The sequence below is a fragment of the Marinospirillum sp. genome (assembly GCF_035271045.1).
Lineage (GTDB): Bacteria > Pseudomonadota > Gammaproteobacteria > Pseudomonadales > Halomonadaceae > Marinospirillum.
Window position 1 is genome coordinate 71,154 of record NZ_DATESC010000021.1, and the last position, 23,672, is coordinate 94,825.

Genomic DNA, 23,672 nt, shown 5'->3' on the forward strand with positions numbered 1-23,672 from the left:
CCTTACCGGTCTGCAACCTTGACAGTGATATGACAAGTGCGCTTGAGAATGCGATCAGCACGACCTTTAGCACGTGGTTTAATACGCTTCATGGTCGTACCTTCATCCACCATAATTGTGGAGATACGCAGTTCGTCGATATCAGCACCTTCGTTATGCTCAGCGTTTGCAATTGCAGATTCTAGAACCTTCTTAACTAATACTGCACCCTTTTTGGGGCTGAAGGCTAGTAGATTAAGTGCATCAGCAACTTTCTTGCCACGTACCTGATCAGCAACCAAGCGGGCTTTCTGTGCGGACAGACGTGCACCACGCATTTTAGCGGCGACTTCCATCATAACCTCCTGATTAGCGCTTGGCTTTCTTGTCAGCTACATGACCGCGATAAGTACGGGTTGCAGCAAATTCACCCAGCTTGTGACCGACCATCTCTTCAGTGATGAATACCGGTACATGCTGGCGTCCATTGTGGACAGCGATTGTTAGGCCGATCATATTTGGAATGATCATAGAACGACGAGACCAAGTCTTAATTGGCTTCTTATCTTTGCCTTCGACCGCAACTTCCACTTTTTTCAACAGATGAAGGTCAATGAAAGGACCTTTCTTCAGTGAACGAGGCACAGCGGATCCCCTTAAACGTTATTTCGCTTTACGACGACGAACAATTAGATTGTCAGTACGCTTGTTTTTGCGAGTTTTGTAACCCTTGGTTGGTACACCCCAAGGCGTAGTCGGATTTTTACCCTTATTGCGGCCTTCACCACCACCGTGTGGGTGGTCAACGGGGTTCATCGCCATACCACGAACACTTGGACGAATACCACGCCAGCGGTTAGCACCGGCTTTACCTAATACGCGTAGGCTGTGCTCACTGTTACCCACTTCACCTAAGGTGGCGCGGCAATCAACAAGTACCTTACGTGTCTCACCAGAACGTAGTCTTAGTGTAGCGTAAGCACCTTCACGGGCAACCAATTGCACCGAAGCACCAGCAGAACGTGCAACTTGTGCACCTTTACCAGGCTTTAACTCTATGCAATGTAGGGTAGAACCCAGCGGCATATTGCGTAGTGGTAGGCTATTACCTGCTTTGATTGGTGCATCAACACCTGACTGAATGCGATCGCCAGCTGCTACGCCTTTAGGGGCAATAATGTAGCGACGCTCACCATCCATGTACTTAATCAAAGCGATGTGTGCAGAACGGTTTGGATCATACTCCAAACGCTCAACAATGCCTACAACACTGTCTTTATTACGCTTAAAATCTATAATACGGTAATGCTGACGATGACCACCACCAATGTGACGAGTAGTGATACGACCGTTGTTGTTACGACCACCAGTTCTGCTTTGTGATTCAAGCAGAGGCGCATAAGGAGCACCCTTATGCAGGTCTTTATTCACCACCTTAACTAGGTGGCGGCGACCGGCGGAAGTTGGTTTAGCTTTAATAACTGCCATAATTAACCCCTTGCCTTATTCCGCGTCAGCGAAATCGATCGCTTGTCCTTCCACTAGGCTTACATAAGCCTTGCGGAAACCTTTGCGACGACCGAGACCGTGAGTAGTGCGTCGGGTTTTGCCTTTAGCATTAAGAACGCTAACTGCATTTACCTTAACATCAAACAGTTTCTCGACAGCTTTTTTAATTTCTAGCTTTGTCGCATCTGAAGCAACCTTGAATACGTACTGATTTTGTTTATCAGCAACTAAGGTAGCCTTTTCGGTCATGTGTGGACCGAGTAGCACTTTAAATATGCGCTCCTGGTTCATCCTAACTTCTCCTCGAATTGACGTAGGGCTGATACAGTCATCAACACGTTTTCGTAGGCGATCAGGCTAACAGGGTCGGCTGCACTAGCTTCGATAACATCAACGTGTGGCAGGTTGCGAGCAGCCAAATACAAGTTGGTGTTAAGTTCAGAAGTAATAATCAGCACTTTACTCAGATTCATTTCTTCAAGCTTGGCAGCAAGTAACTTTGTCTTAGGCGCATCAACTGTAAATTCCTCTACAGCGATTAAACGATCCTGACGAGCCAACTCGGAAAGAATAGAACGCATCGCAGAGCGGTACATTTTCTTGTTAACTTTCTGAGAATGATCTTGAGGACGGGCAGCAAAGGTTACACCACCTTTACGCCAAATCGGAGAAGTAGCAGTACCAGCACGGGCACGACCAGTACCCTTCTGACGCCATGGCTTTTTACCACCACCAGCAACTTCTGCACGTGTTTTTTGAGCACGAGTACCTTGACGAGCACCAGACATATAAGCAACAACTACCTGGTGAACAAGGGCTTCGTTAAATTCTTTACCAAAGGTCGCATCGGATACTTCAACAGTACCCTGAGCTCCAGCTAGGTTCAGGTTCATGTGTCTATATCCTCTTAGCGGCGAGCCTTGACCGTTTGGCGAACAAGCACGTCACCACCAGTAGCACCAGGCACTGCGCCTTTAACTAACAGTAGGTTACGGTCTGTATCGACACGAACGATTTCTAGGGATTGCACAGTTACACGCTCTGCACCCATGTGACCAGCCATCTTTTTGCCTTTAAACACACGACCTGGGGTCTGGTTTTGGCCGATAGAACCTGGTGCACGGTGAGAGAGAGAGTTACCATGAGTTGCATCTTGCATGGAAAAGTTCCAACGCTTTACGCCGCCTTGAAAACCTTTACCTTTAGATGTTCCGATCACGTCAATTAATTGACCGGCCTCAAAGAGACTGACGGTTAAATCAGCACCTACACTAGGCGCTTCATCACCTTCAGCTAGACGATATTCACGAACGATGCGACCTGCTTCAACACCTGCTTTGGCAAAATGCCCAGCTTGTGCTTTGGTAAGGTGCTTCGCTTTACGCGAACCAGCAGTAACCTGTACAGCAGAGTAACCATCCACATCAAGTGAACGTACCTGCGTAACGCGGTTAGGAGTGACTTCAATAACGGTGACTGGAATTGATGCACCGTCTTCGGTGAAAATGCGGGTCATGCCGCTTTTCTTACCGATTAAAGCAAGAGCCATTGTATGTCTCCTATCAGTGTACGGGGCTATCACCCGCTATGGCTGCCTTTTCCAGGGCATTCCACTATCTAAATTGTACTGCGTCTCGCGACGCTAACCACTTTGCTACTAAAACAAATTAACCTAGGCTAATTTGCACATCAACACCTGCAGCCAATTCAAGCTTCATTAACGCATCAACTGTTTTTTCAGTTGGCTCAACAATGTCAAGCACACGTTTATGAGTACGAATCTCATACTGGTCACGAGCATCTTTGTTTACGTGCGGAGAAACCAGCACTGTAAATTTTTCATTGCGTGTCGGTAAAGGAATCGGACCTTTCACCTGAGCACCAGTACGCTTTGCTGTTTCAACAATTTCAAGTGCGGACTGATCAATTAGGCGATGATCAAACGATTTCAACCGAATACGGATCTTCTGGTCTTGCATTATCCAATGCTCCGATACGGGCTACATGGGTACAGACACTTAAATCTGCACCTAAAAAAGGAGCAGCATTATAGTGCTGCTATTTCTTGCGTGTCAAACCTTTATTGAAAAAGTTTAACAACAAAGAGGGCTCCTTTTAAGAAGCCCTCCTTTTACTGGCCTAAAACAGTGCCAAAATTAAGCAACGATTTTAGCAACAACACCAGCACCAACAGTACGACCACCTTCACGAATAGCAAAACGGAGACCGTCATCCATCGCAACAGGCGCAATCAAAGTAACAACTAACTTAACGTTATCACCCGGCATAACCATTTCTACGCCTTCAGGCAGTTCACAAGAACCCGTTACATCAGTTGTACGGAAGTAGAACTGAGGACGGTAGCCCTTGAAGAAAGGCGTATGACGACCACCTTCGTCTTTTGACAGAACATAAATTTCTGCTTCAAAAACTGTGTGTGGAAGAATAGAACCTGGCTTAGCTAGAACCTGACCACGCTGAACGTCGTCACGCTTAGTACCACGTAGTAGTGCACCAATGTTCTCACCTGCGCGACCTTCGTCAAGCAGCTTACGGAACATTTCAACACCAGTACAAGTAGTCTTAACTGTGTCTACAATACCAACGATCTCAATTTCTTCACCAGTACGTACAACACCGCGCTCTACACGACCCGTTACAACAGTACCACGGCCAGAAATAGAGAAAACGTCTTCGATAGGCATTAGGAATGGTCTATCAATAGCACGCTCAGGTAAAGGAATGTAGCTGTCTAAAGCTTCAACTAGCTTAATAACAGCAGAAGTACCCATACCGTTGTCGTCTTTACCTTCTAACGCCATTAGTGCAGAACCAATGATGATAGGGGTATCGTCGCCAGGGAATTCGTAAGTTGATAACAAATCACGAATTTCCATTTCTACTAGCTCAAGTAGCTCTTCATCGTCAACCATGTCCGCTTTGTTCATGAACACAACGATGTAAGGAACACCAACTTGACGAGATAGTAGAATGTGCTCACGCGTCTGAGGCATAGGGCCATCAGCTGCTGAACAAACAAGAATACCACCATCCATCTGGGCAGCACCAGTGATCATGTTTTTAACATAATCGGCGTGACCTGGGCAGTCTACGTGTGCGTAGTGACGCGTAGGAGACTCATATTCAACGTGAGACGTTGAAATAGTGATACCACGCTCACGCTCTTCAGGCGCATTGTCGATACCAGCAAATGCAACTGCAGTACCACCATATACTTCTGCACAAACACGTGTTAGAGCAGCAGTTAGAGTGGTTTTACCATGGTCAACGTGACCAATAGTGCCAACGTTTACGTGGGGTTTACTACGTTCAAATTTTTCTTTAGCCACAACGATAACCTCTTCAGTTAACGGCAGATTATAAATTTACTTTTGATTGATGACGGCTTCAACAATACTAGCCGGCGCCTCTGAGTACTTAGCAAACTCCATAGAGTAGCTAGCACGGCCTTGGGTTGCGGAACGCAAGTCTGTAGCGTAACCAAACATCTCACCCAATGGAACTTCCGCACGAACAACTTTACCAGCTGGTAGATCGTCCATGCCCTGTACGAGACCACGACGGCGGCTCAAGTCGCCCATAACGTCGCCCATGTACTCTTCAGGTGTAACCACTTCAACCTTCATCATCGGCTCAAGTAGCATAGCACCCGCTTTCTTAGCACCTTCTTTAATTGCTAAAGAACCAGCAACTTTGAAGGCCATTTCGTTAGAGTCGACGTCATGGTAGGAACCGTCAAACAAGGTTACCTTAACATCGATCATTGGGTAACCAGCTAGAACACCATTTTGCAATTGCTCAAAGCAACCTTTGTCAACTGCAGGAATGTATTCACGCGGTACTACACCACCAACGACTTCGTTAACGAACTCGTAAGTCTTCTCGCCATCTTCACCTTTATCGGTGAGTGGTTCGATTTTAAGCCAAACGTGACCATACTGACCACGACCACCGGATTGACGCACAAATTTACCTTCTTGCTCAACCGATTTACGAATGGTTTCACGGTAGGCAACTTGTGGTTTACCAATGTTGGCTTCAACATTAAATTCACGACGCATACGATCAACAAGAATATCTAGGTGTAGTTCACCCATACCAGAGATAATTGTTTGACCTGATTCTGGGTCTGTCTTAACGCGGAAAGAAGGATCTTCTTGAGCTAGTTTACCTAGCGCAATACCCATCTTTTCTTGGTCAGCTTTAGACTTAGGCTCTACTGCAACAGAAATAACTGGCTCAGGGAATTCCATGCGCTCTAACACAATGCGATGATTGTCGTCACACAGGGTATCACCCGTAGTTACATCTTTTAGACCAACACAAGCTGCGATGTCACCAGCGCGAACTTCTTTGATCTCAACACGGTCATTTGCGTGCATTTGCACTAAGCGGCCAACACGTTCTTTTTTCTGTTTTACAGAGTTATAAACGCCTGAACCACTTTCTAGTACACCCGAATAAACACGGATATAAGTTAGCGTACCAACAAAAGGGTCGGTCGCAATTTTGAATGCTAGCGCAGCAAAAGGTGCAGCATCTTCAACTAAACGAACTGCTATTTCACCATTTTCTAGCTCGCCTTCAATAGGGCGAACTTCGTTAGGTGCAGGCAAGTATTCAACAACAGCATCAAGAACAGCAGGTACACCTTTATTTTTAAAGGCTGAACCGCACATTGCTAATACTATTTCGTTATTAATTACACGTTTACGAAGACCAAATTTAACTTCTTCGTCGGTTAACTCACCTTCTTCAAGGTATTTATTCATTAACTCGTCGTTGGCTTCAGCCGCAGCTTCAACCATTTCTTCGCGTAGCTTTTGAGCTTTAGCTACTAATTCTGCAGGAATATCAGCATATTCATGGGTTAAACCCAAGTCTGCTTCATTCCAGTAGATCGCCTTCATTTTCATAAGGTCGACTACACCAACAAAATTCTCTTCAGAACCAATTGGTAATTGAATAGCGATAGGGTTTGCTGCTAAACGTGTCTTAATCTGACCAAGTACACGCTCAAAATCTGCACCAGAACGGTCCATCTTGTTAACAAAAACGATACGTGGAACTTCGTATTTATTAGCTTGACGCCATACTGTTTCAGATTGTGGTTCTACACCTGAAGAGCCACAAAACACAACAACTGCACCATCAAGTACGCGCAATGAACGCTCTACTTCGATAGTGAAATCAACGTGTCCAGGAGTGTCAATGATGTTGATACGGTGTTCTTCAAACTGCTTGTCCATACCTTTCCAGAAAGAGGTAACAGCAGCCGAGGTGATAGTAATACCACGCTCTTGCTCTTGTTCCATCCAGTCTGTGGTGGACGCACCATCGTGAGTTTCACCCAACTTATGGTTGACACCTGTGTAATAAAGTACGCGTTCTGTTGTGGTGGTTTTACCCGCATCAACGTGAGCGCAGATACCAATATTACGGTACTGTTTAATAGCTATTTTACGTGCCACTTGAGGTCTCCCTTAGAAGCGGTAGTGTGAAAATGCCTTGTTAGCTTCAGCCATGCGGTGAACATCTTCACGCTTTTTGACTGCAGCACCTTTACCTTCGGCAGCATCCATAATCTCGCCAGCTAGACGAAGATCCATAGATTTTTCACCGCGCTTACGCGCGAAATCAACCAACCAACGCATAGCAAGTGCAGTACGACGTGAAGGACGAACTTCAACAGGCACCTGATAGGTAGCACCACCAACACGACGCGATTTTACTTCAACCAATGGTTGAATACTTTCAAGTGCTTTATCAAACAATTCGAGTGGATCTTTCTTGGTGCGTTCTTCCACTTTGCTCAGTGCGCCGTAAACGATGCGCTCTGCTGTTGCTTTTTTGCCGCTTTCCATTACATGGTTCATGAATTTGGCTAAGCGATCACTTCCGTACTTAGGATCTGGCAAAATTTCACGTTTCGCCGCAACTCTTCTTCTTGGCATGATAAGCCCTCTAAACGGTCTTCAGGTAACCCCAGGACATGCATTTACTTCGTACGGCCTGGCCTTACTCTTATCAGACGGTATAAATATTAAATTACTTAGGACGCTTCGCGCCGTACTTAGAACGACCTTGCTTACGACCTTGAACACCAGAAGTATCCAATGCGCCGCGAACGGTGTGATAACGCACACCTGGTAAATCTTTTACGCGACCACCACGAATCAGTACAACCGAGTGCTCTTGAAGGTTGTGACCTTCACCACCAATGTATGAAGAAACTTCAAAACCATTAGTTAAACGCACACGGCAAACTTTACGTAGCGCCGAGTTAGGTTTTTTAGGGGTAGTCGTGTAAACACGAGTACATACGCCACGTCGTTGCGGGCAAGCCTGAAGCGCTGGAACGTCGCTTTTGGCTACTCTGCGTTTGCGTGGCTTGCGAACCAACTGATTAATTGTTGCCATGCAAGCAAACTCCAATGTCTGTTTCAGCACCTAAATGGCACTTCAACAAGGCAGATTTCTGATAAAACAAAATGGATAGACGCACCTATCCCCTCTTTTGAGGAAGCGCATTCTACGGTTATAAAGCACAAGAGGTCAAGAGGAGTAGACAATTTACAGCCTATTCCTCTTGCATTTATGCTTAATCTTCGTCTTGATCTAGCGCTGATAACTCACTTGTCAAGGCTGCTTCCACTTCACTCGCGCTTGGGCCACTTTGAATAATGTGTTGATCTTCGCGGTGACGCTTACGCTGCGCGTGGTAGGTTAATCCAGTACCCGCTGGTATCAGACGACCTACTACGACGTTTTCTTTCAAACCACGTAAATAGTCACGCTTGCCATTTACGGCTGCTTCGGTCAACACACGGGTTGTCTCTTGGAAAGAAGCCGCTGAAATAAATGACTCAGTCGCCAAAGACGCCTTAGTGATACCAAGCAGTAAACGCTCAAATTTAGCTGGGAATTTCTTAGCTTTCATTAGCGCTTCGTTTTCTTCTAGCACTTTAAAGTATTCAACTTGCTCACCTGACAAGAAGCTAGAATCACCCACTTCTTGTACTTCTACTTTACGCAGCATCTGGCGAACAATCACTTCAATGTGCTTATCGTTAATCACAACACCTTGTAAACGATAAACATCTTGTACTTCTGTGGTGATGTATTTAGCTAATTCACTGACACCTAATAGACGCAGAATATCGTGCGGGCTAGAAGGGCCATCAGAAATGACCTCACCACGCTCAACATTTTCACCTTCAAACACGTTAATTTTACGCCATTTTGGAATTAACGCTTCATAAGGCTCATCGCCATTATTAGGTGTAATAACAATACGCTGCTTACCTTTGGTTTCTTTGCCCATTGAGAGCGTACCACTAATTTCAGCCATTATAGCTGACTCTTTAGGGCGACGCGCTTCAAATAGGTCAGCAACGCGCGGCAGACCACCAGTAATGTCTCGGTTACCACTACTTTCTTGTGGGATACGCGCAATAACTTGACCTACACCAACGGTTAAGCCGTCATCAATGGTAACAACCGCTTTACCTGGCAAAATGTACTGAACAGGTGATTGACTACCTGGCAGCGCAAGTTCTTTACCTTGAGCATCAAGCAACAGCATCATAGGACGCTTATCTTTACCTGAAGATGGACGGTGCTGTGTTTCAATAATTTCAATGGAAGACAAGCCTGTTAACTCATCGATATTGCGGTTAATAGAAATACTATCTTCCATATCAACAAACTGAACTTTACCTGCAACCTCTGCAACAATCGGATGCGTGTGGGCATCCCATTTAGCAACAATTTGACCGGCAACAACTTCTTCATTGTCAGCAACGCTAACCTCAGCACCGTAAGGTAACTTGTAGTATTCGCGCTCACGGCCTTTAATGTCAGCAATCGCCATTGCACCCGAACGTGATACAGCAATCAATTTGCCATCTTCACGGGTAACAAACTTCACGTTATGGAAACGGACTTTACCACCATGCTTAACTTGTACGTTATCAATAGCAGAAGCTCGTGATGCCGCACCACCAATGTGGAACGTACGCATGGTAAGCTGTGTACCCGGCTCACCAATCGACTGAGCAGCAATAACACCTACAGCTTCACCGACGTTAACCTGATGTCCACGGGCAAGGTCACGACCATAGCACATAGCACACACGCCAAAACGTGTCGTACAAGTAATCGCTGAACGAACAATAATCTCGTCCACACCTAAAGAATCTAAACGATCACACCATTTTTCATCCAACAGTGTGCCTTTAGTAATAACGACTTCACCAGTACCTGCATTAAATACATCACGCGCAACTACACGGCCTAGCACACGCTGAGAAAGTGGCACAATAATGTCACCACCTTCAATAACAGGGTGCATGACTAAGCCTTCTTCTGTACCGCAGTCTAGCTGCGTTACCACTAAATCTTGTGCCACATCAACTAAACGACGCGTCAAGTAACCAGAGTTAGCCGTTTTAAGTGCCGTATCTGCCAAACCTTTACGCGCACCGTGAGTCGAAATAAAGTACTGAAGTACGTTAAGACCTTCACGGAAGTTTGCAACGATGGGCGTTTCAATGATTGAACCATCAGGCTTAGCCATTAGACCACGCATACCGGCTAGCTGACGTATCTGTGCAGCAGAACCACGCGCACCAGAATCAGCCATGATAAATACGCTGTTAAAAGAATCTTGCTCAGATTCATTACCGTCTTTATCAGTCACCGTTTCTTTGGAAATACCAACCATCATCGCCTTGGCAACTTTATCGTTCGCCTTAGACCAAATATCAATGACCTTGTTGTATTTCTCACCTTGTGTCACCAAACCTGAAGCAAACTGTTGTTCAATTTGCTTAACTTCAGCTTCAGAAGCAGCAATAATACTAGCTTTCTCAGCAGGAATAACAAAGTCGTTCACACCGATAGAACAACCTGACCAAGTTGCGTATTGGAAACCGGTATACATAAGTTGGTCAGCAAAAACCACAGTATCTTTCAAACCAACACGGCGATAAGCTTCGTTAATCAAACGAGAAATGGCTTTTTTATTCAGCGCTTTGTTAGCTAAATCAAACGGCAAGCCGATAGGCATAATCCGCGACAGTAAAGCACGACCAACGGTAGTATCAACCACGATCGTACGTGTTACCGCTTCGCCTTCAATTTCTTTGTCCGTTTCAGTCACACGCACTTTTACCTTTGCGTGTAATGCAACACTGCCTGTAGCATGAGCACGTTCAGCTTCTTCAATGTTACTAAACATCATGCCAGTGCCTTTGGCACCTACTTTTTCGCGGGTCATGTAATAAAGACCCAATACCACATCCTGCGAAGGAACAATAATCGGCTCACCGTTAGAAGGCGACAAGACGTTATTAGTTGAAAGCATTAATGCACGCGCTTCTAGCTGAGCTTCCAGCGTTAGCGGTACGTGTACAGCCATTTGGTCACCGTCAAAGTCGGCGTTATAAGCCGCACAAACCAACGGATGTAGCTGAATAGCTTTACCTTCAATTAATACAGGTTCAAATGCCTGAATACCCAAACGGTGAAGTGTTGGCGCACGGTTAAGCATAACAGGGTGCTGACGAATAACCTCGGCAAGAATATCCCAAACTTCAGGCAATTCGCGCTCAACCATTTTCTTAGCTGCTTTAATGGTCGTTGCTAAACCACGCGCTTCTAACTTGGCAAAAATAAATGGCTTAAATAATTCAAGCGCCATTTTTTTAGGCAGACCGCACTGATGCAGGCGCAGTGTTGGACCTACGGTAATAACAGAACGGCCTGAGTAGTCAACACGCTTACCTAGCAAGTTTTGACGGAAACGACCTTGCTTACCTTTAATCATATCGGCAAGTGATTTTAAAGGACGTTTATTAGTACCTGTAATGGCACGACCACGACGACCGTTATCTAGCAAGGCATCAACTGCTTCTTGCAACATACGCTTTTCGTTACGCACGATGATGTCAGGCGCATTTAACTCTAACAAACGCTTTAAACGGTTGTTACGGTTAATAACACGGCGGTAAAGATCATTCAAATCTGAAGTAGCAAAACGACCGCCGTCTAGTGGTACTAAAGGGCGTAAATCAGGTGGCAGAACAGGTAATACTTCTAGCACCATCCAGCCAGGCTGGTTATTTGAATCACGAAAAGCTTCTAGAATTTTTAGACGCTTAGTGATTTTCTTCATCTTAGTTTCAGAAGAAGTTTGTGGAATTTCTTCACGAATTCTTTCGATTTCGTCGTTTAAATCAATATCGCGCAATAAAGCTTGGATCGCTTCAGCGCCCATACGGGCATCAAAGTCATCACCAAACTCTTCTAGTGCATCAAAATACTGCTCATCATTTAGCAGCTGGCCTTTTTCTAGCGTAGTCATGCCAGGGTCAATAACAACAAAGCTTTCAAAATAAAGCACGCGCTCAATATCACGCAGGGTCATATCAAGCATTAGACCAATACGTGAAGGTAGCGACTTTAAGAACCAAATATGGGCAACAGGCGACGCTAATTCAATGTGTGCCATACGCTCACGGCGCACTTTAGCTTGCGTTACTTCAACACCACATTTTTCGCAAATAATACCACGGTGCTTCATGCGCTTATATTTGCCGCACAAACACTCATAGTCCTTGGTAGGACCAAAAATTTTGGCACAGAATAAACCATCACGCTCAGGCTTAAACGTACGATAGTTAATAGTTTCTGGCTTTTTAACTTCACCAAATGACCAAGAACGAATCAGTTCCGGTGAGGCCAGAGTAATTCTTAGTGATTCAAACTCATCAGGTTGACCCTGATTACGCAATACATTAACCAGATCTTTCATCAGCCGCAGCTCCCGTTGGAGTGGCGACGAGCACTAAGCTCGTCATGCAATCTTTGCTATCCCAGAACAATACTAAAAAGCCTGCTGGGTAGCAGGCCACCCAGCAGAACTTCTTAGTATTCCAAGTCGATATCTATCGCTAGGGAACGTATTTCTTTAATCAGAACGTTGAAGGACTCAGGCATACCTGGTTCCATCTTATGATTACCGTCTACAATGTTTTTATACATTTTAGTACGACCATTCACATCATCTGATTTAACAGTTAGCATTTCTTGTAGCGTGTAAGCAGCACCGTAAGCCTCTAGTGCCCAAACTTCCATCTCACCAAAACGCTGTCCACCAAACTGCGCTTTACCACCCAAAGGCTGCTGCGTTACAAGGCTATAAGAACCCGTTGAACGCGCGTGCATTTTGTCATCAACCAAGTGGTTAAGCTTCAGCATGTACATATAACCAACGGTTACTGGGCGGTCGAATTTCTCGCCAGTACGACCATTGTAAAGGTCCATCTGACCGCTGCGCGGTAAACCAGCCAGCTCAAGCATGGCTTTAATTTCATGCTCTTTAGCACCGTCAAAGACTGGCGTTGCCATAGGCACACCTTTCTTCAAGTTATGCGCCAGTTCAATCACTTCATCGTCAGTTAGCTTATCGAGTTCTTCAATACGCAAACCTTCTGAAAGGTTATAAACTTTTTCTAAGAAACTACGAATTTCTTTAATTTGCACTGAACGCTCATTTTCAAGCATTTCAGTAATACGCTCGCCTAAACCTTTAGCCGCTAAGCCTAGGTGAGTTTCTAATACCTGACCAACGTTCATACGTGAAGGAACACCTAACGGGTTCAACACAATATCAACGGGAATACCTTGTTCGTTATAAGGCATGTCTTCAACCGGCATAATGGCCGAAACAACACCTTTGTTACCATGACGACCCGCCATTTTATCGCCGGGCTGAATACGACGCTTAACAGCAACATAAACTTTTACAATTTTTTGTACGCCAGGTGCTAAATCATCACCCTGCTGTAGCTTACGTTTTTTGTCTTCGAACTTTTCTTCCATCAGCTTTTTACGCTCAATCAACTGAGCTTGAGCTTGAGCAAGCAATTCGTTCAACGCGTCATCTTGCATCCGTAATTTAAACCATTCGGCATAAACCAAATCATTTAAGTATTCATCAGTGATTTTGGCGTTTTTAGACAGCTGAGGACCACCGTTAACCATTTGCGTAACCAATGCATTGCGTAAACGTGCAAAGGTCGCTTCTTCAGCAATACGGTATTCTTCTTTTAAATCTTTACGCACTTCGTCTAGCTGTGTTTCTTCAATGGCTAAAGCACGCTTATCTTTATCAACGCCGTCACGGGTGAACACTTGTACGTCAATAACCGTACCTTTCATACCTGTAGCAACACGTAAAGATGTATCTTTTACATCAGACGCTTTTTCACCAAAAATGGCTCGCAGTAGTTTCTCTTCAGGGGTTAGTTGAGTCTCGCCTTTAGGCGTTACTTTACCAACCAAAAGATCACCAGGGCCAACTTCAGCACCGATATAAACAATGCCCGACTCATCTAGCTTAGAAAGCGCAGATTCGCCCACGTTAGGAATATCGGCACTAATTTCTTCAGAACCCAATTTAGTATCACGCGATACGCAAGTTAGTTCTTGAATATGAATGGTAGTAAAACGGTCTTCTTCAACAACGCGCTCTGAAACTAGAATCGAATCTTCAAAGTTAAAACCGTTCCAAGGCATAAATGCGATACGCATATTTTGCCCTAATGCTAACTCACCCATATCCACTGAAGGGCCATCGGCTAAAATATCATCTTTAGAAATAATATCGCCAGGCTTAACAATGGGACGCTGGTTAATACAAGTGTTCTGGTTAGAACGGGTGTACTTAGTGAGGTTATAAATATCAACACCCGCTTCACCACCGATTAGCTCGTCTTCATTAATACGAACAACGATACGTGACGCATCAACCGAATCAACCACACCACCACGCAGTGCAACAGCACAAACACCTGAGTCACGCGCAACCGCACGTTCCATACCCGTACCGACTAACGGCTTATCAGCTTTTAGCGTTGGTACAGCCTGACGTTGCATGTTTGAACCCATCAAGGCACGGTTAGCATCATCATGCTCAAGAAAAGGAATCAGTGAAGCTGCCACCGAAACAACCTGACGTGGCGAAACGTCCATTAAGGTTACTTGGTCTGGCGTTACAAAAGTGGTATCACCGTTATGACGAACCTGTACTAACTCATCAATCAACTCACCTTTTTCGTTCAAGGTGGCAGAAGCCTGAGCAATAACGTATTGGCCTTCTTCAATCGCCGAATAGTAAGCAACATCATTGGTTACTTTGCCATCCACAACAGTACGGTAAGGTGTTTCTAAGAAACCGTAAGAGTTGGTACGTGCATAAGTCGCCAAAGAGTTAATTAGACCAATGTTTGGACCTTCAGGCGTTTCGATAGGACAAACACGACCATAGTGAGTGGCGTGTACATCACGTACTTCAAAACCTGCACGTTCACGTGTTAGACCACCGGGGCCTAAAGCGGAAACGCGACGCTTGTGCGTAACTTCTGATAACGGGTTGTTCTGGTCCATAAACTGAGAAAGCTGACTCGAACCAAAAAACTCTTTAACCGCAGCAGCAACCGGCTTGGCGTTAATTAAGTCTTGTGGCATTAAGCCTTCACTTTCAGCTAAAGATAAGCGCTCTTTAACCGCACGCTCAACACGCACTAAACCAACACGGAATTGGTTTTCAGCCATTTCACCAACCGAACGAATACGGCGATTACCTAAGTGGTCAATGTCATCCACTTCACCTTTACCATTACGAATGCTTAATAGTTCACGCAATACAGCAACGATGTCATCGTGGGAAAGCACTGGCTCGCCAACGTCAATATCGCGGTGTAAACGGCGGTTGAACTTCATACGGCCAACGGCAGAAAGGTCGTAGCGCTCAGGCGAGAAGAACAAGTTATTAAACAAGCTTTCAGCCGACTCTTTAGTTGGTGGCTCACCAGGACGCATCATACGGTAAATTTCTACCAGTGCTTCAAGTTGCGTACGGGTAGGATCAACACGTAAAGTGTCTGAAATAAACGGCCCACAATCTAAATCGTTGGTGTAAAGCGTTTCAAAGCTCTTAATTTTAGCTTCAGCTAGCTTAGTTAGAACTTCTTCAGTAATCTCAGTATTACATTCAACTAACAGTTCACCCGTAGAAGGGTCAACAATGTCTTTGGCAAGTACTTTGCCATTTAAGTAATCATAAGGAACCGCTAGCTGCTTAATACCCGCCTTTTCTAGTAAGCGAATATGGCGCTGAGTAATACGACGATCTTGTTCAACCAACACCGTGCCATCTTTATCTTTAATTTCAAAAGAGGACGTTTCACCGCGCAAGCGTGAAGGTACTAGATCAACATAAATACCGTCTTTTTTGAAATAATAGCTGCTAGTATCAAAGAACATTTCCAGAATCTGTTCTGTACTAAAGTTCAAGGCACGTAACAAAATACTGGCAGGTAATTTACGACGGCGGTCAATACGCACATAAACTAGATCTTTAGGATCAAATTCAAAATCCAACCAAGAACCACGGTAAGGAATAATACGTGCAGAATAAAGCAATTTGCCTGATGAGTGAGTTTTACCACGGTCGTGGTCAAAAAACACACCCGGCGAACGGTGTAATTGAGAAACAATAACACGCTCAGTACCATTAATAACAAAGGTACCATTTTTGGTCATGAGTGGCATTTCACCCATATAAACTTCTTGTTCTTTAATATCTTTGATTGCCTTGTTAGGCGAATCTTTATCATAGATAATCAAACGTACTTTTACGCGCAAAGGTGCTGCAAAGGTAATACCTCGCAAAACACACTCTTTAACATCAAATACTGGGGTTCCAAGGCGATAGCTTACATATTCCAGTGCAGCATTGCCTGAATAGCTCTCGATTGGAAATACGGATTGAAAAGCCGCATGTAAACCAGTTTCAGTGCGCGCATCACCGGCAAGATCCTCTTGGAGGAATTGACGATAAGAATCTAGCTGTATGGCTAAAAGGTAAGGAACATCCATTACCGTCGGCAATTTACTGAAATCCTTACGGATACGTTTCTTCTCAGTGTACGAGTAAGCCATCTGTTTCCCCCAGCTTGTTCACCAAAAACTAGACCGCAGTGGTCACTACACCTTCAAGGGGAGGTGCGCCCCGCTGCAAGCATCACGGTTTAAGGTGAGGTGCAGTTAAATTAAACTAGGCTGCCTGTAACAGAAAAAGGCCGGCAGTGCACTTGCACCACCAGCCATTCTGCTGCAGCCCTAAGCTGCCATGCAAATTACTTAAGTTCCACCGATGCACCGGCTTCTTCAAGTTTAGCTTTAGCGGCTTCAGCTTCAGCTTTAGAAGCGCCTTCCTTAACTGTAGCAGGAGCGCCGTCAACCATTGCTTTAGCTTCTTTCAAGCCTAGGCCAGTAATTTCACGTACTGCTTTGATAGCGTTAACTTTCTTCTCGCCAGCAGAAATTAGAACTACGTCAAATTCAGTTTGCTCTTCAGCTGCTTCAGCAGCAGCAGGACCTGCAGCTACAGCAGCAGCCGCAGATACGCCGAATTTTTCTTCCATTGCTGAAACTAATTCAACAACTTCCATTACAGACATGTCAGCGATAGCGTTAAGAATATCGTCTTTAGTAATTGCCATGTTAAATTCTACCTAAGTAAATTTGTTTAGAAGGACTCAGTAAGATTAAAAGCCGCTTTATTAAGCCGCTTCTGCTTCTTTCTGGTCACGCACAGCTGCAAGAGTACGAACCAACTTGCCTGCTGCTGCTTCTTTCATTGTTGCCATTAGCTTCGCGATCGCTTCGTTGTAAGTTGGCAGTGTAGCCAAACGATCGATATCTGTAGCAGGAATAAGCTCACCTTCGTAAGCCATTGCCTTAACTTCAAATGATTTTTGCGTTTTAGCAAATTCTTTGAATAAACGCGCTGCTGCACCAGGATGCTCCATAGAGAAAGCAATCAGTGTAGGGCCGGTAAATTCTTCAGTTAAACATTCAAAGTTAGTTGCTGCAAAAGCACGACGCGCTAACGTGTTACGAACAACACGTACATCTACGCCAGCTTCACGAGCCTGCTTACGCAGAACGCTCATAGCACTAACGGTTACACCGCGTGCGTCAGCTATAACTACAGATTGAGCAGCTTTGGCAGCATCATTGACTTGACCAACAATGGCCTGTTTGTCTTTTAGATTAAGCGCCACTTTATCTTGCTCCTAATATAGAGAAACGGATTATCACGCCTCTCCACGGTTTCCAACCCTCCGGGAATTCGGAGTCGGTATTGATGGTTGGACCTACAATGTAGGCGGTCACCCATCTGCGTAGGAAATTAAGTTATTTATAAATAACACCTACGGTCTTTGAAGGTTGCCGCTAGCTTTAAATTAAACCATTAAAAAACTAGCCGCATCCGCAAAGTTTGTTGCACAACGTTTAGTCGATTACTTAACGTCTAACGTTGCAATATCAATCGTTAAGCCTGGCCCCATCGTGCTAGACAGTGTTATTTTCTTAATGTAAATACCCTTAGAAGAAGCAGGCTTTAGCTTTTTAAGATCAACAACGAGCGCTTCAATATTGCCGCGGATAGCATCAGCAGCAAAATCAATTTTACCAACACCGGCGTGAATAATACCGTTTTTGTCAGTACGGAAACGTACTTGACCTGCTTTAGCATTTTTAACGGCTGTCGCAACATCAGGTGTAACAGTACCCACTTTAGGGTTAGGCATTAAACCGCGTGGACCTAGAATTTGACCAAGCATACCCACCACACGCATAGCGTCAGGTGCAGCAATAACTACGTCAAAATCCATCTCACCCGCTTTAACTTTTTCAGCTAGATCGTCCATACCTACTAAATCTGCACCGGCTGCCAAAGCAGCTTCAGCCGCAGCGCCTTGAGCAAATACAGCAACACGAACACTATTACCAGTACCGTTAGGTAGAACAGTAGCGCCACGAACAACCTGATCAGATTTACGTGGATCAACGCCTAGGTTAACAGCAAGTTCAATGGTTTCTTTAAACTTAACCGCTGGCAGGCTGCTTAATAAAGCTACTGCGTCTTCAACGCTGTAGCTTTTTAGTGCAACAACTTTTTCAGCAATTAGTTTTTGACGCTTAGTTAACTTGGCCATTTACACGCCCTCCACGTCAATACCCATGCTGCGCGCGGTGCCAGCAATGGTTCTAACTGCAGCATCTAAGTCAGCAGCAGTTAAGTCAGGTTCTTTAGTTTTGGCAATTTCTTCTAGCTGTTCAAGAGAGATTTTACCTACTTTTACTTTATTTGGCGTTGCTGAAGCCGATTTCAAACCCAAAGCTTTTTTCAACAATACTGCTGCTGGTGGCGTTTTGGTGATGAATGTAAAGCTACGGTCGCTGTAAACAGTAATAACAACGGGGGTAGGTAAACCTACTTCCATGTCCTGAGTAGCGGCGTTAAATGCTTTACAAAATTCCATAATATTCACACCGTGCTGACCTAACGCAGGACCAACGGGTGGACTTGGATTTGCTTTACCAGCTGCAACTTGCAACTTAATGTATGATGTGACTTTTTTAGCCATGATAACTCCTATGGGTATAACGCCTTGCGGCTCCCCGTTTTTTTAAAAAAGCCAAGTATTATTCTTTCTCTACCTGACCAAACTCTAATTCGACTGGTGTTGGGCGGCCAAAAATACTCACAGAAACCTGTAAACGGCTCTTCTCGTAATTGACTTCTTCAACTGTACCGCTAAAATCTGCAAAAGGTCCATCAAGTACACGAACCAACTCACCAGGCTGAAACATAGTGCGTGGACGTGGCTTATCGCTGCCATCTTGCACACGCTGTAAAATAGCATCCGCTTCACGCGCAGTAATCGGTGCAGGCTTTTCTGCCGTACCACCAATAAAACCTAGCACTTTGGGTGTTTCTTTAACTAAGTGCCAGCTATCATCGTTCATAGCCATTTCAACTAAAACATAGCCTGGATAAAACTTACGTTCGCTTTTACGCTTTTTGCCATCGCGCATTTCCACAACTTCTTCGGTGGGAACTAAAATCTGTCCAAAAGAATCTTCCATTTTTTTAATGGCAATACGCTCCAGCAGTGAGCGCATAACTTGCTTCTCAAAACCGGAGTAGGCGTGTACAACATACCAACGCTTAGACATTTTCTACCCCTAATAAATCAGACTTTTAATCGCCCAGCTTAGCATTGAGTCAACAAGCCATAGCAAAAATGCAACAATAACGACGGCTGCTAGAACAATGAGTGTTGTTTGAATTGTTTCTGGACGTGTAGGCCATACCACTTTACGTATTTCTATTTTAGCTTCATGCGCAAGGTCGATTAAACGCAGACCTTTTGCTGTACGCAAAAAAACTACACCAGCCATACCACAAAGCAAAACAACGCCGATCACTCTATATATCATAGGTGCATCAGCGTAATACATATTACCTGCTACAGCGACAGCCACCAACAGCAATACTGCAAACCACTTGAGAACATCCAGACTAGCTGGCTGAGCTTCGGCTTTTGCTTTCATTAGAGAGGATAACTCCTTGCATCAGCACGTATAGGAAAAATAGATAAGTAACCAACTTGGGGAAAGTTGGCAGGCCAGGAGGGAATCGAACCCCCAACCTACGGTTTTGGAGACCGTCGCTCTGCCAATTGAGCTACTAGCCTGTATCTGGCATTATCAGCTTACTACAAAACTCCACAAATCTAGTATCTATGGAGCTCATGGACGGAATTGAACCGTCGACCTCACCCTTACCAAGGGTGTGCTCTACCCCTGAGCTACATGAGCGTATTTGGAGCGGGCAGTGGGAATCGAACCCACCTCTTCAGCTTGGAAGGCTGAGGTAATAGCCACTATACCATGCCCGCCTGACTGAAAGAATTTGGTGGAGGGGGAAGGATTCGAACCTTCGAAGCTCGCGCGGCAGATTTACAGTCTGCTCCCTTTGACCACTAGGGTACCCCTCCAACTAGGCGACAAATTATAGATTATTTGTCTGCGTTGTCAAACTATAAATGATCTCTCTCGACAACGGCGGCAACTTTACCAACAACTTTTAAATTGAGCAAGCAATATTTAAAATTATTTCTAAATATTTTTAGATGGCACACCCAACAAGTTACCTTTTTTCTCAGCATCGGTCACTGGAAACATCAACTCTAAACCCGCATAAACCATATCAGGCCAACACAAGCTATCCATTTCTAAACCTGCTGCAACCAAGGCAGCATCACCGCCCGTTAAAATAACTGGCAGCAAATTTTCGGTCTGGTTATACGCTTGACGATAAGCCAAAGTAATTTGCCCTAGCGCAGCTAAATAAATGCCATGACTCACTGCTTCTTGGGTTGAAACACCAAAATTCATTACGCCACGATGCGTATCATCAGGATCAATTGCCACATTTTTAGTGCCCAATTTCAAACTTTCTTTCATTAAACGAATACCTGGTGCAATGTAACCGCCCAAATGCCCACCATCCGCCTTCACCACATCAATCGTAATCGCACTACCGCAATCCACTACAAAACAAGCACCAAAACTGTGGTAAGCGGCCAATAAGCCTAGCCAGCGGTCAATACCTAGTTTTTCTGGCTCTTTATAAGCATTACGCACACCGGCAAATTTAATGGTTGAACGTGCAACGTGTAGCGGTACACGAAACCGCCGTGCAATCCGCTCCACTTCACCTAACACTTCTTTACCGCCGACATTTGAAACACGCATTACTTTAATGTCACGAAAATCAGGAATGGATTCAGAACTCTCCCAACGGTCACGCGTCCAAATAGAACCACGATCAATCAACGCATTAGTCACCGCGTGTTTCATGCGCCATTTAGTCAGGGTATTACCTATGTCTAAATCTAAAATCATTCCCTTGCCCTCACACTTACTTCACCGGCATTAATTAGCCCTTGCAAGCCATCATCATAAGTCACTTGCAACTCACCAATAGCATTAACGCCACCTAGCGTTACAGCCACCTGTTGATTCGGTGTAATAATAAAAGCTTTTTTACCTGCCCAAATGTGCGCGGTATTCCAACGCGCTTGCCACGGTTCAAAGCCTTGTACAGAAAAATTAATTAACAACTGCTCAAGTGCTAAGGCTAAATCAGCCGCTAAACGGGTTCGGCACAGTGTAAAATTTGGATCTGTATCACTTAAAAAAGCCACCGGCTGATCTAACACCAACGGCCCTTGAGGGCGAAATACATTCAACCCCAAACCCACCACCAAATTACAAGGGCCTGAAAAATCACCCGATAGCTCGATTAAAATACCGCCTAACTTGGCATTGTTAAGGTACAAGTCATTCGGCCACTTTAACTGCACACCGTTAATACCCTGCTGCTCTAAAACTTCTTTAATCACCACGCCCACCGCAAGGCTTAAACCCTGCAACGCATTCGCGCCGCCTTCCACTTGAAAACTTAATGATAAGCTTAACGATGCCGCATAAGGACTAAACCAATCACGCCCGCGACGCCCACGACCGGCAGTTTGTTTCTCAGCCAACAACAAGCGCGGTGATGCCGTTTCACCATTTGCCAAGCACCTTGCCAATTCAGCATTAGTGGAATCTATAACTGGGGAAAAATCTAGCACCAACGAAGAGTTGACTGCCAACAGCTGCGCTTGCAGTCGCTCAATGTTCAAGAGCTGCAAAGGCTGTGCTAAACAATAACCATCATTTTTTTTAGTTATAATGTCTAATCCCAAACTTGGCAACTGCTGAATTTGCTTCCAAATGGCTGCGCGACTAATCCCTAACTGTTGACCCAATTGAGTGCCGGTTTGAAACTGGCCATTGCTTAATAATTTAATTAGCGGGTAAAGGTTCATGGTTACGCCGTGCATTTTGGTAAATAAGGTGCAGCGCTTCAGGAATACCTTCAGCGCCATCAATGGTGAGTTTAATAAACCAATCAAACTGACTTTCATAAGTAAAAAACAACAGGTGATTGATCGGATACTTTTTAACCACATTAATCGCTCTAGTCACCTCATCAACAACCCGAGCCTTAATTAAGTCATTTTGTTGATCGGCTAGCCTATTTCCATTTTTATCAAATGCCATCAAACCATTACTACTTGACTCACTTACCAACAAAATCTCACGCTCTGGTCTACCTGACTTATATAGCTCTCTTTCCAGTAAAGCTAAAGTCGACTCTGTTCTACAGGTGTACCACTGATCTAAAATGGCTTTGTCTTTAGCGGCTTGTTTTGCTTGCAAAGCCAAATCATTCGTCATTTTTTCCTCAGCATCCCAAAAAGACAAAGCTTGGCGCAACTCAGTTATTTTAGTATTTTCAAAGCCATCACAAGCAGGGTGCAGTTTTTGCTTAGCAAACCACTGCAAAGACTCGTTATGCACTTCATCTTGCAACAAAGTAGAAAGGTAAAAATCAAAGCCAACAATGTCTAACGAAGTAGGTAAGCCACCGCCCAAATACATATTGTTAGCTTTATCGTAGGTTGTTAGGCGAATATCACCAATAACACTTAGCCACCTCAATTCTTCAGCCGAAGCTTCGCCTCGGCTTTCTTTAGCTTCTAACCGACTAAAATATTCATCAATACTACGCGTATAAGCACTTGAAGTAGCATCAATGTGCTGGGCAAAACTCGCATTGAACATAGCACTAGCAAACACAGCGCCAATTTTCACCTTATTTAAACCTACACTGTCTAATAAATAACGAATATCCAATGCCATTTGGTCTAAATCTTCAAAACTTATTCCATTTAAATAAGGTTCATCACCTAAAAAAATAGCTTCTACTGCTTCAGGGTGCTTTTTTATTGCCTCATAAAAAGGTGCTAAATAATGCGCAAAAACATCCCTAGAAACAGTACGACGCAATTTAATTAAACGAGCAGGAGGTAAGTTTTTTTTATAGATTTCACTCTCAAAGTTATAGTTTAATGAGATATTTTCCATATACATGGCGGGCAATTCTAATGCCAGAAAAAGCTTTAAACCCTGCTCGCTCGCTAATTGTAAGGTTTTTTCTAAATGCTCAACTGTACTTAAATTATAAAGCTGAATATCCACCTTTGAAGCAAAATCTTCAACCACTCTACCTGGTGCAAAAAAACCTATTTTTAAGGCATTCTCATCAATAGTTACAGGGTTATGAGTAGCCTTATTAGTACCTGACTCTGAACAACCCAATAATAAAAATAGTCCCAACATAA

The 23,672-nt window shown here is 44.4% G+C and carries 22 protein-coding genes and 4 tRNA genes; all 26 read right to left on the reverse strand.

From position 1 onward, the window contains the following. Positions 1-2 precede the first annotated feature (2 nt). Positions 3-335 carry a 50S ribosomal protein L22 gene (gene rplV / locus VJY63_RS08545; RefSeq protein WP_324050013.1) on the reverse strand — a complete coding sequence of 111 codons (333 nt, stop codon included), beginning with the start codon at positions 333-335 and terminating at the stop codon, positions 3-5. Between the two features lie 13 nt (positions 336-348). Further along, entirely contained in the window at positions 349-624 is a 276-nt protein-coding gene (gene rpsS / locus VJY63_RS08550) for a 30S ribosomal protein S19 (RefSeq protein WP_324049938.1), read from the reverse strand. 18 nt (positions 625-642) lie between these two features. After that, on the reverse strand, positions 643-1,467 hold the full coding sequence (gene rplB / locus VJY63_RS08555; RefSeq protein ID WP_324049940.1) for a 50S ribosomal protein L2: 825 nt from the start codon (positions 1,465-1,467) through the stop codon (positions 643-645). Positions 1,468-1,482: 15 nt separating this feature from the next. Continuing rightward, positions 1,483-1,779 carry a 50S ribosomal protein L23 gene (gene rplW, locus VJY63_RS08560; RefSeq protein WP_324049942.1) on the reverse strand — a complete coding sequence of 99 codons (297 nt, stop codon included), beginning with the start codon at positions 1,777-1,779 and terminating at the stop codon, positions 1,483-1,485. After that, complete coding sequence (gene rplD, locus VJY63_RS08565; RefSeq protein WP_324049944.1) at positions 1,776-2,381, reverse strand: 50S ribosomal protein L4; 606 nt, start codon at positions 2,379-2,381, stop codon at positions 1,776-1,778. Before rplD ends, rplW begins: the two co-directional genes overlap by 4 nt. A 14-nt stretch (positions 2,382-2,395) precedes the next feature. After that, positions 2,396-3,037, reverse strand: coding sequence for a 50S ribosomal protein L3 (gene rplC, locus VJY63_RS08570; protein WP_324049946.1), 642 nt, complete (start codon positions 3,035-3,037; stop codon positions 2,396-2,398). Between the two features lie 118 nt (positions 3,038-3,155). After that, entirely contained in the window at positions 3,156-3,467 is a 312-nt protein-coding gene (rpsJ, locus tag VJY63_RS08575; protein ID WP_324049948.1) for a 30S ribosomal protein S10, read from the reverse strand. A 177-nt stretch (positions 3,468-3,644) separates the two neighbouring features. Then, positions 3,645-4,838 carry an elongation factor Tu gene (gene tuf / locus VJY63_RS08580; protein ID WP_324049950.1) on the reverse strand — a complete coding sequence of 398 codons (1,194 nt, stop codon included), beginning with the start codon at positions 4,836-4,838 and terminating at the stop codon, positions 3,645-3,647. Between the two features lie 36 nt (positions 4,839-4,874). Continuing rightward, entirely contained in the window at positions 4,875-6,980 is a 2,106-nt protein-coding gene (fusA, locus tag VJY63_RS08585; RefSeq protein ID WP_324049952.1) for an elongation factor G, read from the reverse strand. A gap of 12 nt (positions 6,981-6,992) precedes the next feature. Further along, positions 6,993-7,463, reverse strand: a complete 471-nt coding sequence (gene rpsG, locus VJY63_RS08590) for a 30S ribosomal protein S7 (protein ID WP_324049954.1) — start codon at positions 7,461-7,463, stop codon at positions 6,993-6,995. 94 nt (positions 7,464-7,557) lie between these two features. Further along, positions 7,558-7,929, reverse strand: a complete 372-nt coding sequence (rpsL, locus tag VJY63_RS08595) for a 30S ribosomal protein S12 (RefSeq protein ID WP_027849028.1) — start codon at positions 7,927-7,929, stop codon at positions 7,558-7,560. Positions 7,930-8,110: 181 nt separating this feature from the next. Continuing rightward, positions 8,111-12,325: a DNA-directed RNA polymerase subunit beta' gene (gene rpoC / locus VJY63_RS08600; protein WP_324049956.1), complete on the reverse strand. Its 4,215-nt coding sequence runs from the start codon at positions 12,323-12,325 to the stop codon at positions 8,111-8,113. Positions 12,326-12,438: 113 nt separating this feature from the next. Next, positions 12,439-16,518 carry a DNA-directed RNA polymerase subunit beta gene (gene rpoB, locus VJY63_RS08605; RefSeq protein ID WP_324049958.1) on the reverse strand — a complete coding sequence of 1,360 codons (4,080 nt, stop codon included), beginning with the start codon at positions 16,516-16,518 and terminating at the stop codon, positions 12,439-12,441. Positions 16,519-16,715: 197 nt separating this feature from the next. Continuing rightward, on the reverse strand, positions 16,716-17,081 hold the full coding sequence (rplL, locus tag VJY63_RS08610; RefSeq protein ID WP_324049960.1) for a 50S ribosomal protein L7/L12: 366 nt from the start codon (positions 17,079-17,081) through the stop codon (positions 16,716-16,718). Between the two features lie 60 nt (positions 17,082-17,141). After that, positions 17,142-17,645: a 50S ribosomal protein L10 gene (gene rplJ / locus VJY63_RS08615; protein ID WP_324049962.1), complete on the reverse strand. Its 504-nt coding sequence runs from the start codon at positions 17,643-17,645 to the stop codon at positions 17,142-17,144. 240 nt (positions 17,646-17,885) lie between these two features. Further along, positions 17,886-18,584 carry a 50S ribosomal protein L1 gene (gene rplA, locus VJY63_RS08620; protein ID WP_324049963.1) on the reverse strand — a complete coding sequence of 233 codons (699 nt, stop codon included), beginning with the start codon at positions 18,582-18,584 and terminating at the stop codon, positions 17,886-17,888. Beyond that, complete coding sequence (gene rplK / locus VJY63_RS08625) at positions 18,585-19,016, reverse strand: 50S ribosomal protein L11 (RefSeq protein ID WP_324049965.1); 432 nt, start codon at positions 19,014-19,016, stop codon at positions 18,585-18,587. Between the two features lie 58 nt (positions 19,017-19,074). Further along, positions 19,075-19,608: a transcription termination/antitermination protein NusG gene (nusG, locus tag VJY63_RS08630; protein WP_324049967.1), complete on the reverse strand. Its 534-nt coding sequence runs from the start codon at positions 19,606-19,608 to the stop codon at positions 19,075-19,077. A 9-nt stretch (positions 19,609-19,617) separates the two neighbouring features. Next, a complete protein-coding gene (gene secE / locus VJY63_RS08635; RefSeq protein ID WP_324049969.1) occupies positions 19,618-19,986 on the reverse strand; it encodes a preprotein translocase subunit SecE in 369 nt (122 codons plus the stop codon). A gap of 67 nt (positions 19,987-20,053) precedes the next feature. After that, a tRNA-Trp gene (locus VJY63_RS08640) sits at positions 20,054-20,129 on the reverse strand. A 49-nt stretch (positions 20,130-20,178) separates the two neighbouring features. Further along, positions 20,179-20,253, reverse strand: a tRNA-Thr gene (locus VJY63_RS08645). Between the two features lie 5 nt (positions 20,254-20,258). Continuing rightward, positions 20,259-20,333 (reverse strand) — tRNA-Gly (locus VJY63_RS08650). Positions 20,334-20,348: 15 nt separating this feature from the next. Continuing rightward, positions 20,349-20,432 (reverse strand) — tRNA-Tyr (locus VJY63_RS08655). Positions 20,433-20,553: 121 nt separating this feature from the next. Next, positions 20,554-21,342 (reverse strand): type III pantothenate kinase, encoded by a 789-nt coding sequence (locus tag VJY63_RS08660; RefSeq protein ID WP_324049972.1) that lies wholly within the window; start codon positions 21,340-21,342, stop codon positions 20,554-20,556. Further along, the gene (locus VJY63_RS08665; RefSeq protein ID WP_324049973.1) at positions 21,339-22,313 is read right to left on the reverse strand and encodes a biotin--[acetyl-CoA-carboxylase] ligase; all 975 of its coding nucleotides are present in this window, start codon (positions 22,311-22,313) and stop codon (positions 21,339-21,341) included. The genes VJY63_RS08660 and VJY63_RS08665 overlap by 4 nt, the downstream gene beginning before the upstream one ends. Beyond that, a complete protein-coding gene (locus tag VJY63_RS08670; RefSeq protein ID WP_324049975.1) occupies positions 22,291-23,670 on the reverse strand; it encodes a hypothetical protein in 1,380 nt (459 codons plus the stop codon). Before VJY63_RS08670 ends, VJY63_RS08665 begins: the two co-directional genes overlap by 23 nt. Between the last annotated feature and the right edge of the window lie 2 nt (positions 23,671-23,672).

Bases quoted from the DNA above. Each gene is read 5' to 3' on its own strand.
- rpoC (WP_324049956.1), bottom strand. From the start codon at position 12,325: ATGAAAGATCTGGTTAATGTATTGCGTAATCAGGGTCAACCTGATGAG.
- rpsL (WP_027849028.1), bottom strand. From the start codon at position 7,929: ATGGCAACAATTAATCAGTTGGTTCGCAAGCCACGCAAACGCAGAGTA.
- VJY63_RS08670 (WP_324049975.1), bottom strand. From the start codon at position 23,670: ATGTTGGGACTATTTTTATTATTGGGTTGTTCAGAGTCAGGTACTAAT.
- rplC (WP_324049946.1), bottom strand. From the start codon at position 3,037: ATGGCTCTTGCTTTAATCGGTAAGAAAAGCGGCATGACCCGCATTTTC.
- rplK (WP_324049965.1), bottom strand. From the start codon at position 19,016: ATGGCTAAAAAAGTCACATCATACATTAAGTTGCAAGTTGCAGCTGGT.
- VJY63_RS08665 (WP_324049973.1), bottom strand. From the start codon at position 22,313: ATGAACCTTTACCCGCTAATTAAATTATTAAGCAATGGCCAGTTTCAA.
- rplB (WP_324049940.1), bottom strand. From the start codon at position 1,467: ATGGCAGTTATTAAAGCTAAACCAACTTCCGCCGGTCGCCGCCACCTA.
- VJY63_RS08660 (WP_324049972.1), bottom strand. From the start codon at position 21,342: ATGATTTTAGATTTAGACATAGGTAATACCCTGACTAAATGGCGCATG.
- nusG (WP_324049967.1), bottom strand. From the start codon at position 19,608: ATGTCTAAGCGTTGGTATGTTGTACACGCCTACTCCGGTTTTGAGAAG.
- rplW (WP_324049942.1), bottom strand. From the start codon at position 1,779: ATGAACCAGGAGCGCATATTTAAAGTGCTACTCGGTCCACACATGACC.
- rplD (WP_324049944.1), bottom strand. From the start codon at position 2,381: ATGAACCTGAACCTAGCTGGAGCTCAGGGTACTGTTGAAGTATCCGAT.
- rpsG (WP_324049954.1), bottom strand. From the start codon at position 7,463: ATGCCAAGAAGAAGAGTTGCGGCGAAACGTGAAATTTTGCCAGATCCT.
- rpoB (WP_324049958.1), bottom strand. From the start codon at position 16,518: ATGGCTTACTCGTACACTGAGAAGAAACGTATCCGTAAGGATTTCAGT.
- rplA (WP_324049963.1), bottom strand. From the start codon at position 18,584: ATGGCCAAGTTAACTAAGCGTCAAAAACTAATTGCTGAAAAAGTTGTT.
- secE (WP_324049969.1), bottom strand. From the start codon at position 19,986: ATGAAAGCAAAAGCCGAAGCTCAGCCAGCTAGTCTGGATGTTCTCAAG.
- rplV (WP_324050013.1), bottom strand. From the start codon at position 335: ATGGAAGTCGCCGCTAAAATGCGTGGTGCACGTCTGTCCGCACAGAAA.
- rpsJ (WP_324049948.1), bottom strand. From the start codon at position 3,467: ATGCAAGACCAGAAGATCCGTATTCGGTTGAAATCGTTTGATCATCGC.
- rplL (WP_324049960.1), bottom strand. From the start codon at position 17,081: ATGGCAATTACTAAAGACGATATTCTTAACGCTATCGCTGACATGTCT.